The 15986-nt window shown below is 36.4% G+C and carries 11 protein-coding genes and 1 tRNA gene; 7 read left to right on the top strand and 5 right to left on the bottom strand.

Annotation, left to right across the window (positions count from 1 at the left end; genetic code table 11):
• Nucleotides 1–82: 82 nt before the first annotated feature.
• Nucleotides 83–155, bottom strand: a tRNA-Phe gene (locus tag ACIQ32_RS00960).
• A 128-nt stretch (nucleotides 156–283) separates the two neighbouring features.
• On the opposite strand from ACIQ32_RS00960, the gene ACIQ32_RS00955 reads away from it, so the two are divergent.
• The 7 genes from ACIQ32_RS00955 (at nucleotide 284) to ACIQ32_RS00925 (ending at nucleotide 7761) form a co-directional block, all read left to right on the top strand.
• Nucleotides 284–1015 carry a type III pantothenate kinase gene (locus tag ACIQ32_RS00955; protein ID WP_396193774.1) on the top strand — a complete coding sequence of 244 codons (732 nt, stop codon included), beginning with the start codon at nucleotides 284–286 and terminating at the stop codon, nucleotides 1013–1015.
• Complete coding sequence (locus ACIQ32_RS00950; protein WP_396193773.1) at nucleotides 1008–2258, top strand: hypothetical protein; 1251 nt, start codon at nucleotides 1008–1010, stop codon at nucleotides 2256–2258. Before ACIQ32_RS00955 ends, ACIQ32_RS00950 begins: the two co-directional genes overlap by 8 nt.
• A 12-nt stretch (nucleotides 2259–2270) precedes the next feature.
• Nucleotides 2271–3545 carry a hypothetical protein gene (locus ACIQ32_RS00945; RefSeq protein WP_396193772.1) on the top strand — a complete coding sequence of 425 codons (1275 nt, stop codon included), beginning with the start codon at nucleotides 2271–2273 and terminating at the stop codon, nucleotides 3543–3545.
• Entirely contained in the window at nucleotides 3545–4093 is a 549-nt protein-coding gene (lptC, locus tag ACIQ32_RS00940) for an LPS export ABC transporter periplasmic protein LptC (protein ID WP_396193771.1), read from the top strand. The genes ACIQ32_RS00945 and lptC overlap by 1 nt, the downstream gene beginning before the upstream one ends.
• A gap of 2 nt (nucleotides 4094–4095) precedes the next feature.
• A complete protein-coding gene (locus ACIQ32_RS00935) occupies nucleotides 4096–4293 on the top strand; it encodes a hypothetical protein (protein ID WP_396193770.1) in 198 nt (65 codons plus the stop codon).
• Between the two features lie 3 nt (nucleotides 4294–4296).
• Complete coding sequence (locus tag ACIQ32_RS00930; RefSeq protein WP_396193769.1) at nucleotides 4297–5556, top strand: hemolysin family protein; 1260 nt, start codon at nucleotides 4297–4299, stop codon at nucleotides 5554–5556.
• 108 nt (nucleotides 5557–5664) lie between these two features.
• Nucleotides 5665–7761, top strand: a complete 2097-nt coding sequence (locus ACIQ32_RS00925; protein ID WP_396193768.1) for a peptidylprolyl isomerase — start codon at nucleotides 5665–5667, stop codon at nucleotides 7759–7761.
• A gap of 51 nt (nucleotides 7762–7812) precedes the next feature.
• Here ACIQ32_RS00925 and ACIQ32_RS00920 read toward each other — a convergent pair whose 3' ends face one another.
• From ACIQ32_RS00920 to ACIQ32_RS00905, 4 genes are all read right to left on the bottom strand, one after another.
• On the bottom strand, nucleotides 7813–8727 hold the full coding sequence (locus ACIQ32_RS00920) for a GYDIA family GHMP kinase (RefSeq protein ID WP_396193767.1): 915 nt from the start codon (nucleotides 8725–8727) through the stop codon (nucleotides 7813–7815).
• Nucleotides 8728–8731: 4 nt separating this feature from the next.
• Complete coding sequence (locus ACIQ32_RS00915) at nucleotides 8732–10048, bottom strand: hydroxymethylglutaryl-CoA reductase, degradative (RefSeq protein ID WP_396193766.1); 1317 nt, start codon at nucleotides 10046–10048, stop codon at nucleotides 8732–8734.
• Nucleotides 10049–10123: 75 nt separating this feature from the next.
• Entirely contained in the window at nucleotides 10124–12901 is a 2778-nt protein-coding gene (locus ACIQ32_RS00910) for an AsmA-like C-terminal region-containing protein (protein ID WP_396193765.1), read from the bottom strand.
• 117 nt (nucleotides 12902–13018) lie between these two features.
• On the bottom strand, nucleotides 13019–15916 hold the full coding sequence (locus ACIQ32_RS00905; protein ID WP_396193764.1) for an alpha-amylase family glycosyl hydrolase: 2898 nt from the start codon (nucleotides 15914–15916) through the stop codon (nucleotides 13019–13021).
• Between the last annotated feature and the right edge of the window lie 70 nt (nucleotides 15917–15986).

Below are 15986 nucleotides of genomic sequence, written 5' to 3'. Positions count from 1 at the left end.
TAAATGCAATTTTGTGAAGCTTTTTTACTTGCAAAATTGCTGAAAACAAAAACCCCGATAATTTCTTATCGGGGTTTTAAAGTGGTATCTCCAGGAATCGAACCAGGGACACATGGATTTTCAGTCCATTGCTCTACCAACTGAGCTAAGATACCTTATTTTACTTTACACCGATGGCTATGCCTACTGTGTTGCGGGTGCAAATATAGAATGATTTTTAATTTATCCAAAACAAATAATAAAAAAAATCTATTCGTACCTTAGCCTCATTAAAAACCTTACCATGCTTTTAGCCATCGATGTTGGGAATACCCGAATTAAAAGCGCTGTCTTTGAACACAATACTCTTTTAGAAGTATTTTTTTTCGAACACCAAGAAGTTGTCGAAAAAATAAATTTTATTTTAAAACTATACCCTAAAACCGCAGTAGTAGTTGTTTCGTCGGTGGGACATTTGAATCCAAATACCTTCGATTACCTTAAAAACCATTTCAAGGTTTACTTCATTTCTCGACAGTGTAAATTCCCTTTTCAAAATTTATACAGTTCCCCTGAAACATTGGGAATAGACCGTATGGTTTTAGCCGCCGGAGCGGTTTTGCAATTTCCGGATCAAAACCGATTGATAATCGATGCGGGCACTTGCATTACATACGACTTTATTAATGAGCAAAACCAATATCTGGGTGGAGCGATTTCTCCTGGAATAAGGTTACGCTACGAATCGTTGCATCAATTTACTGCCAAACTGCCTTTACTGGATAAAAAACAACCTGAAAATCAAATCGGTAATTCCACCAACGAATCTATACATTCCGGTGTAGTAAATGGTATTGCACATGAAATTGACGGGTTTATCAATGAGTATCAGTCACAATACGCTAAATTTATCATAATTTTAACGGGAGGCGACGCAGATTTTTTGGCTAAACGATTAAAAAATACCATATTTGCCAATTCAAATTTTCTATTGGAAAGTTTGAACCAAACATTTCAATACAATCAAAATGATTAAAAAAATTGTAGTAAGTTTCAGCTTACTTTTTTCATTGACATCTTTAGCCCAAGAAGGAACCTCTTCTCCCTACTCTTTTTACGGAATAGGCGATATAAAATTTAAAGGTGCTGTAGATACACGTTCAATGGGTGGCTTAACTGTTTTTTCAGACAGTATCCATTTAAACCTTCAAAATCCGGCACATTTAGCCAGTTTAAAACTAACCTCATTTGCTGTTGGTAGTACTTATGCGACCACAAGACTTCAAACTGAAACCTCCGAAGGCAAAGCCCGAAGAACTTCTTTAGACTATTTGGCTGTTGGAATTCCGATTGGAAAATTCGGATTAGGTTTTGGTCTTATGCCCTATTCCTCTGTTGGTTACAAAATTCAAACCCTTACGGATGATGAAACGCCCATTTTTTCAAGACACGTTGGTATTGGTGGCGTAAACAAAGTTTTTGCCGGTCTTGGTTATAAAATGACCAAAAGCCTTACTATTGGTGCCAATGCTCAATATAATTTTGGTACCATTGAAACAACAGGTTTAAGATACCTAGAAAATGTTCAATATGGTACTCGTGAAAATAATTTTTCAGACGTACAAGGATTTAATGTTGACTTTGGATTGGCCTATCAAACAAAATTGACTCAAAAATTATCTTTTTTCAGTAGCTTAATATACACACCCGAATCAGAATTAAGGTTAAACAATTCGAGAAGCATTGAACTGATTCAATTTTTAAATTCCGGATCAGTTAGTGTTGTCCAATCTGAGGACATAGAAGTTAATGACACAAAAATAAAAATGCCTTCAAAATTTACATTAGGAAGTGGCATTGGGCAATTAAAAAAATGGATGTTAGGCGGAGAAGTTACTCTCATTAACAATAGTGTAGTTACAAACCGATTCACAGATATCGAAGAGGCTACTTTTGAAAACTCAACTCGTTATGTACTCGGTGGTTATTTTATTCCTAATTACAATTCTTTCTCAGGATATCATAAAAAGATTGTTTACCGTGCCGGTTTGAGATACGAAAATACCGGTTTGGTATTGCAAAATAAATCCATTACTGATGCAGCTATGAATTTAGGATTCGGGTTGCCTTTGGGCGGTACCTTTTCGAACATCAACATCAATTTTGAGTACGGTAAACGCGGTACAACTTATTATAATTTAGTAGAAGAAAACTACTTCAACATCAGTGTTGGTTTATCCTTTAGCGATAAATGGTTTATAAAACGTAAATTTGACTAAATTCTTGTCTTTATGAAAGCACTTTTTTCTTTTTTGAGTCTATTGGTTTTAACAATATGCCAAGCGCAAAAGTACGATTGTGCAACCAAAGCAAAAGAATATCAAGAGCTTCTCAAAGCCAAAGATTTTGGTGCTTCCTATGATGTTTGGTCTGAAGTCAGTAAAAAATGTCCCAAAGAAAGTGACGCTTTATATACCGATGGATTGACCATTTTACAATACAAAATTGACAATGCAGCTAATCAAGAAAACAAAGAAAAGTTAGTCAGAGAAGTATTGAACCTTTACGATCAATTTTACAAAAATTTTCCCAATGCAATTCCGGCTTATGAAGTTAACAAAGCCATGGCTTTGCACAACAATCAAATAGATTCCAAAAGCGAAATACTGCTTTTGATGGAAAGTGGATTTGCCAAAGCGGCTAAAGAGGTTAAAGATGCCAATGCCATCTATACCTTTTTTAGCATGTGCTACGAAAAACACAAAGCAGGTGACGCAAAATACAATGCTGATACTACTTTAGACAGGTATACTTTAGTTAATTCATTATTGACAGAACTTCAAAATGCTGAAGTCGAAAACACCAATGATTACAAAACTGCGCAACGCGGCATTAATGCATTGGCAAAAGATTTGGTAAGTTGTGACAATTTGGAGGCTTATTTTGATAAAAATTACAACGCCAACAAAGACAATACAACTTGGCTAACTACTGCACTGACCAATATGTCTGCTAAGTGTAGTGCTAAGCCGATTTTTAACACCATGGCAGAAAAATTGCACGCTTTAAAAGTCACTTCTAAGTCAGCTTACTTTATGGCATTAGCCTCCTTGAAACAAAGAAAGTTTGAAGAATCAGTACAATTTTACAACCAAGCAGCCGATTTAGAAACCAATCCACTTGAAAAGGCAAAAATCTACTTTACTTTGGGAACCGGTTTATTGGCGAATGACATGCCTAAGTCGAGAGAAACCTTAAACAAAGCATTACAATTCGACCCGAAAATGGGAAGAGCACACCTTTTCATCGCGCAACTCTATTCCTACAGTGCTGAAGAATGCGGTAAAACAGATTTTGAAAAGAAAGCTGTATTTACCTTAGCTGCTCAAACCGCCAAAAAAGCAGCCCTTGCCGACCCTAAATTAAAAGCCGCAGCTGATAAAATGGCGGAAGATTTTGCCCCTCAAGCATTGACAGCTGCTGATATCAGCCAAGAAAAAATGAATGGCAAAGCGCTAACCATAGGCTGTTGGATTAATGAAACCATTACTTTTCCGTCCAAATAATGCCTGTGTTTTTAAGAAATAGTCTTCTACTGATTGCTGTCCTTTTTTGCCTCCTGATTGTTTCTTGCGAAGGCAATTTTAAAGAAGTGCAAAAAATGGGCGTGTCCGAATTTACACCAAGCGGAGATGCGGATTCTATCAATTTAAAGTATACTGATTCCGGACGAATCACGGCCAATTTAATCAGTCCGAAAATGCTTGATTATGCTACTGTTGAATACCCGTTCACTGAATTTCCTAATGGGATGCATTTGACATTGTTTGACAAAAACGGCAAGCAAACATACATTGATGCCAAATATGCTATTTCGCACAAAACCACCAATATCATTGATTTGCAAGGCGATGTTAAAATCTCCAACCAAAACGGTGAACTTTTGGAAACCGAGCAATTGTATTACGATCAAAAAAACGAATGGTTTTTTACCGAAAAAAAGTTTAAATTTACTTCACCAAAAGGTGTTTCTTACGGAGAAGGAATCGACTTTAGCAAAGACTTTAAAAAAGTAAACTCACAAAAAATATCCGGACAAGTCCAATCAGAATAGTTATGAATTATCTAAAATTTACACAATACGCCTATTTAATTGCTGCTGTTTTATTTGCAGTTGAAGCTTTCACTCAATACCAAGCCGGAGAAACAAACAAAGCCATTATAATGGCAATCTTTACTTTTGTTGGCGTTTTTATGTTTTTCTTCCGAAGAAATTACGCCAAGAAATTTGCCGAACGCAACAAAAAATCATAGTCCATGGAGGTCGGAATCATCATTGTATGCTTGATCCTTTCCGCCTTTTTTTCCGGTATGGAAATCGCTTTTGTTTCTGCCAACAAAATTTATCTGGAAATAGAAAAAAAGCAAGATGACTTTATTTCAAAAATCCTGACCAAACTCACCGAAAAACCTTCAAAGTTCATCGCTACTATGTTGGTGGGCAACAATATTGCTCTGGTAATCTACGGATTCTTTACGGGTGATTTATTAATGCGTTGGTTTGAAAACTTAGGCTTACAACTTACCGACTTATCCAATTTATTACTGCAAACTTTGGTGTCAACTCTTATAGTGTTAATCACATCAGAGTTTCTGCCAAAAGTTTTTTTTCAGATCTACGCCAACAGTTTTCTAAAGTTTTTTGCGGTTCCTGCCTATTTCTTTTATTGGCTGTTTTACTATATTTCATCTTTTATCATTTGGATATCTGATTATATACTAAAACATTTTTTTAAAACCGACGGTGATCAAATCACGCTTTCTTTCAGCAAGATAGAATTAGGCAATTACATCTCGGAACAAATGAATGCTGTAGACGATCACGAATCAGTTGACTCTGAAATTCAAATTTTTCAAAATGCATTAGAATTTTCAGGCGTTAAAGCACGCGATATCATGACACCTCGCACCGAATTAGTAGCCGTAGACCTTTACAGTTCCGTGGCTGATTTACGTCAGCTTTTTATCGAAACAGGTTATTCTAAAATATTGGTTTATCTTAACACCCTTGATGACATTGTTGGTTATGTCCATTCTTTCGAACTTTTCAAAAAACCAAGAAGCGTCAAGTCAATTATGATTCCGGTGGAGTTTGTTCCTGAAACCATCTTCATTAAGGATGTGATGAACCTGCTTACCAAAAAGCGAAAAAGTGTTGCTGTAGTTTTAGATGAATATGGCGGAACTTCCGGTATCATTACCATGGAAGACATTGTAGAAGAACTTTTTGGGGAAATTGAAGATGAACATGATTCCGACGAGGCATTGACAGAAAAGCAAATCGACCAGAACACTTATTTGTTCTCAACAAGACTTGAGGTTGCTTATCTTAATGAGACCTATAAATTAAATATTCCCGAAAGTGATTCGTACGGTACTTTAGGTGGATTTATTGTTGATTTTTCCAAAGAAATCCCTCAAAAAGGGGAACAAATTTCCATTGAAAATTTTCAATTCACTATAGAAGAAGCTACAAATAAGAAAATCGAATTGGTCAAATTAGCAGTATTGGATTGATTTATGTAAAAAAATTAAAAAATAGTTGAAATTATAACTTGGTCATTGTTATTATTTCACAGATAATTGTATTTTCGCAAACTGAAATAAAATTTAACAAGAATAAAAATGGCAGTTTTATCAAAAATTAGAAATCGCTCAGGATTACTTTTATTGGCAATTGGATTTGCGTTATTCGCATTTATTATAGGGGAAGCAATTCAAAGTGGCGGATTTAACAGACAACCGAGAGAAGTTGGAAGTGTAAATGGAAAAGATATTGCTTATGAAGACTTCAGACTCAAAGTAGCTAACCTTGAAAAAAACAATCAAAACGGTCAACCGATGAGTGCTATCCAAGCTTCAAACCAAATTTGGAATCAAGAAGTAAGCATTGCGTTACTTTCTGCTGAATTTGAAAAACTTGGTTTGCGTGTGGGTAAAAAGCACATTATGGAAGTATTCAAAGCAGATCCGAATATCGGACAAAACCCTGCATTTCAAAATGCAGCCGGAAAGTTTGATGAGAAAAAATTCGAAGATTATTTCAAAGCCAATCCGGAAGGAATGAATGCTTTTAAAGAAAGAGAGAAAAATGCTGAATTGAATGCAAAATATCAAATTTACAACACTTTGGTTAAAGGTGCTTTGTTCACCACAAATGCAGAAGGTAAATTCAAATACGAAGCAGAAATGAATAAAGTTTCCTTTGACTTCGTAACAGTTCCTTACTCTTCTATCAAAGACAGCGATGTTAAAATCACTGATGAAGAGATTGTGGCTTACATGAAAACCAAAGAAAAGAAATTCAAAGCCGAAGAGTCACGCGAAATTGAATACGTTTTAATTGAAGACAAACCGTCTGCAGCAGATGAAACTGAAATCAAAAACAAAATCAACAGTTTGTTATCTACTCGTATTGAATACAAAGACGGCAAAAACGATACGATTCCGGGTTTCAATGCCACTATAAACAACGCTGAGTTTGTAAACATGAACTCTGATATCCCTTTTGACTCTACTTATATTGCCAAACAAGATTTACCGGCAGAACATGCTGAACAATTGTTCTCATTGGCAACTGGTCAAATTTACGGTCCTTACCAATTCAATAACTACTACTGTATTTCGAAAGCGTTAGGCAGAAAAGCAGGTGCCAAATCTAAAGCAAGTCACATCTTAATTAGTTGGGAAGGCACGCAAGTTCCGAACAAAAAAGAAAAAAGAACCAAAGAGCAAGCAAAAGCAAAAGCTGAAGGTTTATTGGCACAAGCACAAGCCAACCCATCAATGTTTATGATGTTAGCGATGTCGAACTCTGATGATTCTTCAGCGCAACAAGGTGGTGACTTAGGCTATTTTTCACCGGGTCAAATGGTAAAACCTTTTAATGACTTTGTGTTCAATAATCCTATTGGAAAAATTGGTTTAGTGGAAACAGAATTCGGTTACCACGTAATCAATGTAACAGATAAGCAAGATGCTGTTCGCTTGGCCACCATTGCTCAAAAAATTGAACCGTCGGAAGCTACTACCGATAAAATATACACTCAAGCGACTAAGTTTGAAATGGATGCCGCTTCTAAAGACTTCGCTGCTTTAGCCAAAGAAATGAAGTTAACGGTAAGTCCTTCTGTAAGAGTAAAAGCTATTGACGAAAGTTTTGGTCCGATAAGCAACCAAAGACAAATTGTAAAATGGGCTTTTGACAAAGAAACTGATCTTAATGGTGTAAAACGTTTTGAAATAGTAAATGTTGGTCACATCATTGTGAAATTGAAAAAAATCAACGAGAAAGGTTTAATGGCTGTAGAAGACGCACGTCCTCAAGTTGAATACCTATTGAAAAACAAGAAAAAAGCGGAAATGATCAAAGCCAAAATGAATGGTAGTTCTTTAAACGCTATCGCTGCTTCAAACAAAGTTACTGTAGTCAATGCAGTAGATTTAACTATTGAAAGTCCATCAGTGCCCGGCGCCGGATTTGAACCAAAAGTAGTAGGAACAGCATTTTCTTCTAAAGCGGGTCAAGTTTCTAAACCAATTGACGGAAACTCAGGAGTGTATGTATTGGTAACCAAAACGGTAACTAAAGCTCCAGCTGTTAAAGATTACAAAGAATATGTAGCTAAACTAAAACCACAAGTTTTAGGCAATGCCGGCAGATTTATGCAAGCCTTGAAAAACGATGCTGATATCGTAGACAACAGAGCTACTTTTTATTAATAGTATAGCAATAAAAGCATAAAAAAACCTGTCTTTTCAGACAGGTTTTTTTTATAATATCATTTCGTGATAAGGAATCACGATGTCAAATCCTCTTTCATTAAAATATCCTGTCGGATTCTCTTTGGAGATGCTCAACACAAAATCGCCACCCCAAGCACCGAGACTTTTAATGACACCATCAAAATCTTCAAAGAGCGTTTCTTTAACCGTAGCCAACTCTAAAATATTACTTAACTCTATTTCGTGTTGCGCTAATGCCAAGGCAAACTCTTTGGGATGTTGCGCTGCCACTACTGTTTGTGTAAGCGCATTGATGACAGGAATGGTTTTGCGAATATCCGCTTGGTTGTTGTAATAAGACGCAATAGCATTTTTACTGTTTTGCTTTTTATTCAAATAAACAAAGAAGATTTTATCCGTAAACTTTGGGTTGAACCCAACAATTTCCACTACCGGTTTTTCATTAACAATTTGGTACAAAATCCCGGCGTTATTTTGGGCACAGGCAATATCATAACCACTACCGCCAAAACTTCTTTTTAACAGCTCAAACGCATCTATTTGCAACCATTGAGCAATATTATTAATTAACGTAGAAGAAGTTCCTAAACCCCATGATTTGGGAAACGTCAATTCGGTACTAATTTGGTATCCTTTTGAAGTGGTAATAAAATCGGAATGCATCAGATAAGCTTCATGGAGAATCTCTATTAAAGTGTTTTTAATACTTTTTGCATCATCATGACGTTCATTACTAACTATGGCGTCAAACGGGATGTTATCTTCAAACCAAATACTGCCATCGCTGTCATAACTCTTCCATTGAATGGTATTGTTATACCCTTGTTCGACAATTAAATTTTGACCGTATTTTGTAGGTAAAGCGAAGGCTTTAGCGCCGTCGAGAACCAAATATTCTCCGGTAATTAACAATTTTCCGTTGCTGTAAAAGGTTTTCTTCAAAAGATTATTTTCTTAAATTTTCAATGAATGAAACAACAGCCGCATGTGAAATCGTATTGTTTTCAAAATGGGCTTTAATCTTATTTCGTTCTTCCGGTGTAGTTTGAAATTGATTCAGGATATTATTGATGTGCATTTTCATGTGTCCTTCCTGAATTCCGGTAGTGGTTAAAGAACGTAAGGCTGCAAAATTTTGGGCCAATCCGGTAACGGCAACAATTTGCATCAACTCCGGCGCAGAGGGTTTTCCTAATATTTCCAAAGCCATTTTTACTAACGGATGCAATGAGGTCAATCCGCCAACGGTTCCTAATGCCAACGGAATTTCCATCCAAAAAGTAAAAATACCGTTCTCTATTTTGGCATGAGACAAACTAGCATATTGTCCGTTTCGGGAGGCATAAGCATGAACACCGGCTTCAACGGCGCGGAAATCGTTTCCGGTGGCTAAAACCACAGCATCAACTCCATTCATGATTCCTTTATTATGTGTTACGGCCCGGAACGGTTCAATTTCGGCTATGCGAACTGCTTGAACAAATTTATCAGCAAATTCCTTTGGGTTTTCGATCTTCTTTTCGGCCAAGTCCTCAACTTTGCAAGAGACTTCAGCGCGCACTATACAATTCGGCACATAATTCGACAAAATACTCATCACAACGGTAAGGTTCTTTTCGGCTTCGTTAAATGCTGCATAATTTTGCGCGGCTTCTTTTAAAGACTTTGCCAATTGCTCTAAGCACGAATTGATGAAGTTGGCACCCATGCTATCTTTGGTTTCAAAAGTGGCATGCAATTGGTAATAATGGGCTAATTCCGCTGTTTTATTTCGAAGTCCCAATCCTAAAATTCCGCCACCACGCTTTTGCATGTTTTTGGTAATGCTTTCCGTCGAATCGATTAAAGTTGCTTTTACTGTATCAAAAAAAGTTTGCAACTTAGCGGTATCGCCTTGGAACAAAAAATGAACTTGTCCTATCTTTTGAGTATTCAAAACCGTAGCTTTAAATCCGCCACGCGTGCTCCAAAACTTTGCTGATTTGGCTGCAGCAGCCACAACCGAACTTTCTTCAATGACCATTGGCACGGCATAATACTTTCCATTGATGAGAAAATTAGGGGCAATCCCCATCGGTAAATAGAAATTGGTAATGGTATTTTCTATGAATTCATCATGCAATTGCTGCAACTTGACATCGGTGTTCCAATACTGTTTGATAGTAGTAATCGCTTCGTTAGGATTACTGAAATATTCGTTGGCAATCCAATTGATTTTTTCTTCTTTGGACAATTTGGAAAAACCGGCAACTGCATTATTCATATCGAAAAATAAAAGTTTATGAGCTACAAAGATAAGTTATAGCGTTTGAATTTGTGCTCCAAAAAAAAGTAGAAATTATTGTGGTTTTGGTTCCGCAGTAATCGGTTGCGGGACTTCGCCTTCGTATTCGGTTTCTTGTAAATCTTCGGTTTGTTTGCCTAAACGCACTTTAGGTTCGTCTTGGGTTCCGGTTACTTTTATCGGAATACCGATGATACCGAATGGCGGTAATCCCAAACGCATTTTAATATTCAATTTACCGTCAAAACTGGTTTGGCCTTCAATTCGTGGACGGAAACCGGCCACTTTGAATTTGAAACGCTCAATATTGATGATGTTGTTTTTGATGGTAGTTTTGATGTCTACTTGAGACACATCAGGGTTTTTGATAGCGTCTTTGCCTGTTTTTTTACTTACGGCACCAAACATTTTAAAGCCTTTCATTTTGACTTTCTTCACCGATAAAACGCCTGAACCGGTTAACGATGGATAAATCGGCTGCATGGTATTGTTTAAAATCCCGGCTACTTTGTAATCTAAGGAAACAATTCCTTCGGCACTTTCGGCTGCGGAAGCCATTTCTCGGAACATTTTCACCTCGTTATAAGCGCGTTTGATGTCGAATTCTTTGGCTAGAATTTTAAAATCGAAAAAGGCTTTCTCTGTGGATTGGCTTCCGTAAACCAAATCCATTTTGACATTGGAACCTATTAAATCAAAGCCGGATTGTTTGAGTTCCAATTGGCCTTTGTTGATTTTCATTTGGCCTTTCAAATTGTCAATCGCCAATCCTTCAAAATTGATTTTATTGGCAATAGCATTAAACTGCAAATCAAAATTAGACGGAATTACCACCACTCCGGTTTCAACAATCGGCTCGGTTGTTTTGGTGGAATCGGCAACGGTTAGTGTTGTGGTTGGCATCATAAACTCATCCACATTGATATAATCCGCATGCAACTGGAAATTCCCTTTCAGGATGGCTTTATCGGTCAAAACAAAATCAATTACATTTTGCAGGTAGCCGTTCATTTTAAAATCGGACTGTCCATACGCCGCCATGAAATCATTAAAGTTCATTTTGTCTTGGTTGAATACAAAAGTACCTTCTTTGATGATAAACGGTTTGGGTAAATATTCCGAAGTGGTTTTGATGTTTTTCAACTTCAAAGTGCCTTGGTTTTGTAAGTTGGCATATCGGCCGTTCATGGCGTCATTTTGTGAACCTTTGAAAGACACATCGGCATTGACATAGCCTTCCAATTCCAATCCTTTTTGAGAAAATACTTTATAGATTTTGCCCAAGTCTAATTCGCCTTTGGCTTTGATATCATACTTGATATTTTCAAAATTTTGCAACTTGGCATTGACAAAAATGGGTTTGCCTTCAAATTCAAAAGAAGCCGGCGTAATGTTGATGTTCAAATCTTCCAACGAACCTTTTTGGTCTAAAATGGTCGCCACTACATTGATTTTCTGAATCGGATTTGGGTAATAATCGGTTTTGACGTAACCGTTTTTGAAGTTGATTTTCCCGTTGGTTACCGGAATTTTGTTGTTCTTCTTGTCGTAAACACCTTTGGATTTGATATCCATGTTTAAGATGCCGCGCAAATCCATATGTTCCAAACCGAAAGCTTTGTCCATTAGGGCCAAATCGATTTTGGTATTGATTCTGGCGTTGATATTGGGTTTCGACAATCCTTCCGTTTTGATGATGGCTTTGACGAAATCTTTATCGACATTGAAGAAAACAGAATCGATATTGACTTTTAGTTTTTCGGTGTCTAATGCCGGTAATTTGGCGTCAAAATTTAAGAAGATATTCGACACCGGAAATGGAGCATCTTTGTAGGCTATCAAACCGTCTCTGATTTTCATGTTGAACGCCACATCGGGTTTTTGATTTTTAGAAGCGATGTATTTCCCTTTTAGAGTAAAAGACAAATCGGTGCTGCCTTTGACTTTGGTTTTATCCAACCAGGTTACATAAGCCGGTGGCAATGCAGTGAAGAAATCGTTGAGCTTGCTGTCTTCGGATTTGATATTAAAATCCATATCATAGCCATTGCTGAGGAAATCGAATTTACCGTTGAATTCTACCGGAAGCTTGTTGATTTTTAAGTTGTTTTGTTGGAAGACAAAGGCCAAGGAATTGGTGTTGATTTTGGTAATCAAATCGGCTTTGACTTTTTTGTTTTTCAGGTATTGTTGTCCATCGTACGTAAAATCAAAATTCTCGATTTCTGCTTCTGTATAGATATCAAAAATGGCTTGGTCTAAGTCGCCGTTGCCTATATAATTAAACCCTTTGGCGTCGATTAAAATTTTAGTTGATTGATCATTGTATACCAAGTGACTGTCTTCGATAGCAATTTTATCAAGGCGAAGTGAAGTATTGCCGGTAGTGTCTTTTTTAGTGGTTTTTTCTCCGGAAATATAAACGTTATAATTGGCTTCGCCTTTGGCATTCACTTTAACATTCATTAAAGCATTGGACACAAAAACCTTATCAATTACAACACTCTTATCAAAAATCAAAGAACTGATATCGATTCCGAAGGCCATTTCATTGGCGGAGAGTAAAGTTTCCTTTTGGTAAGGGGCTGATCCTTTTAAAGAAAAATCTGTTAGTGTTAAAGTTAACGACGGAAAATGATTAAAGAAAGAAAGCTTGGCTTCTTTAAAATCGAGTTCACCGTTTAGTTTTTTATTGGCAAATCCTTTTACTTCTTCAGCGATTTTTCCGGGGAATAGAATTGGTATCAAAAACAACAAAAGGATGATAGATCCGAAAGTGATTCCTGTAATCTTTAAAATCCTGACTATTATTGACTTTGAAGGCTTTTTCATGAATCAAAAATACAATTCATTGCAGAGACAAAAAAATTTAAGGGGAAAATTTTTATAAAAACAAAAGCCACGTAAAAAAACGTGGCTCTTGCAAATAATTATATAACTAATCTAACCTTATTGTTTAATCAATTTCATGGTGGATGAATTGTTATTGGCATCAATAGCTTTCACTAAGTAAACACCGCTGGTCAAATCATTAACATCAAATTGATAGTCTTCGGAAGTAATATTGTCAAATAATTTTACTCGTTGACCTGTGATTGAGTATACTTCAACTTTGGACACTTGACCTTTAATGTTGAAGTTTCCAGAAGTTGGATTTGGATACAAACTAATATTATTCAACAAATCAAATTCATTCGTACTTAAAGTTGAAGGTTGTTGATTACCATAAATTCTGTATCCACCGGGTTCAATTGAAATACTTTGAGAGGTTGAAGTAACATTGATTGTTGAGTTATCCATTAAATTATACCAAATCCCTGTGAATGGGAATCCGCCTGATGTGTTTAAAATATTATCAGAAAAATTGGTTCTAACAAATACATAGCTCAAGGCTGAAGTTTGTGTTGTACTTGTCCACACATCAATTCTTGGGCTTCCCAGTACATTAAAATTCCAAGCATATTGACCATTTTCAAAAACATTTTCATTGATTTTTAAATCAATTTGACGTGCCCATTGGTTATAAACATTAGCTCTGGCAGTATTTTGCAACCAATTTTCTGTCCATTGAGGTTGTGGTTTGGTATCTAATTTACAGCCGTCATTAAACTGTACTGTACCATTACTACAAGTAAACAATGATTTATCCCAACCTAAATCACCGAAATGCCAGATCATTTTAGGTCCAGGCACCATGAATAACATTGAACCCATAGCCGGCAATCTTTGTAATACTTTAGACAAGTTTCCTTGTGTTTGCCCGCTTTCATTTAAAGCTTTATAAACAACACGCTCTTCATCATGACTTTCTGCATAACCAATAAATCTGCTTGTTGGTTCGGCAACTCCGGAGATATCTCCAAAATTACCTTTCAATAAATTGGCATAAGGATCTGTCATTTTACGCCATTGCATAATTCCTTTAGAATCGCCGGTGCGTTGGTAATTAGCCCATTCATTTTCTTCATCAGAAGAACCACCTGTTCCTAAATGTTCAAAAATAACTAATGAATTTGGATCAGCGGCCCATTGATTGTCAGCATACCATTTCATCTTGGCTACACGGTCTGAACGATATCCGTTAGTACAGGTTTCTTGACCACCAGAAACATTCGGAGGACATTGTTGGGTAAATCCTTTGGTTAAATCCCAACGATAACCGTCAATTTTAAATTCATTAATCCAATATTGTATGGTTCTTAAAGCGTAGGTGTTGGTTAAATTTCCGCCAACTCCGGTTTCTCTAAAATGATTTAAATCACTACCAACACTATAAGAATGCATGGCATCTTGATTTACGTATGGATTTTCAGATGAGACTCTAAAACCTGTTCCATTGGCCCAACCATCATTATCTGTGTCTAACATCCACATTCTTTCTAAAGGAGAACGACCAAAAACGTGATTTAGAGCTAAATCTAGAATAACAGCTATCCCATTTTGATGGCATAAATCTATAAACTCTTTCAGTTTTGTAGGAGGACCATATCTTTTATCTAGAGCCATATGGAAAACCGTATTATATCCCCAACTCAAATTGCCTTCAAACTCCATTACAGGCATTATCTTAATGGCGTTGATATTTAAGTTTTTAAAATAGTCTATTTTGTTAATCAAATCTTGATAAGATCGATTAGCATCGAAGTCACGCACTAAAACTTCATAAAAAACCAAATCCTTTTTCTTTGGTTTTACAAAATTAGTTGTAGCACTACTCCAATTGTAGCTAAACAAAGTATTAGGTCCGGTTTGCAAAACAGAGACCTCTCTTTCTTGTCCTGCAGGATACTCCGGTAGATTAGGAAACACGCCTAATGAAGCTATTTCCGGATCATCAAATGGAGATAGCACTAAAGTAGAAAATGGATCAGCTGTTTTTACAACAGCGGGAGAATTAACAGGTCTACTGGTAACATCACAAACCCAATATTGATAAGTATACACTTGACCGGGAGTTAAATCGGTAATGGTAAGCCAAAACTTTCCTGAAGTTGGATCTTTTTTCATAGCCGAAGCCGCATTAGGTTGCCAGTTATTAAAACTTCCGGCAACATAAACAAAATCTTTAAAAGGAGCATTTAAAACTAAAGTAGCGGTGGTAGGATCATTAGAATCATAATTAATACCGTCTACCATTCCACTTGGCAATGTACCATTAATGGTGCCCGGATTAAAAAGATAAGTAAATCTTTTTGTAATGGTTGTTGCACCTTGTGTAGCTTCTAAGGTAAAAATAGTATTTTGAGACACCAAAGGACCGGCAGTAAAAAAGGTGGTTGTAGTTGGACCGTTGGTAATTACACCATTTCCTCTTAAAGTATATGTTGCTGCACCTCCAGAATTACTGGCAACAACACTAGCATTAGTTGGTGTGGAAACAATCGTAATACTATTCTCGGCAGGGGCAGATAAAGTTACTTGAAATGCTCCAACATTAAAAATATTGTCATTGGTTTTTTTATCCCCGGAACCGTCTTTGGCTTTTACTAGAAACCCCATTCTTCCAAAAACTGTATTATTGTAAAACGTTTGAGGAACAAAAGTCATTGTATAAGTGTCTGATCCTGAATTATAGGTCATTCTGTTGGTTTCTGATGAAGAAGCCCATGTACCATTGGTAGGACAATCGCCGATAGCATTTCCATTAGCATCTTGCATCCAAGCCCAAAGATACAGAGCATTCCCTGTTACACCCCAAGTAGCTTCATTAATTTGACTTCCTTGTACTGTAATAGTAATTTGTTGATTTCTTTCAAAAGGGTTTGGTGAAACTGTTGGAGTTATATTTTGAACTTGTGCCTGAATAGCAAAAGTTGAAAACATTAAAAATATTATTAACTTTTTCATAGTGTTTTATTTTAAAAAAACATTCCCCGCCATAGTAATGACGGGAAATATTTTGAAATATATTTTATAA

The sequence above is a fragment of the Flavobacterium sp. genome (assembly GCF_044373165.1).
In the GTDB taxonomy this organism is placed as follows: Bacteria; Bacteroidota; Bacteroidia; order Flavobacteriales; family Flavobacteriaceae; genus Flavobacterium.
The sequence above is the reverse complement of the archived record's forward strand: the minus strand, read 5'-3'. Positions and strand labels throughout refer to the sequence as shown.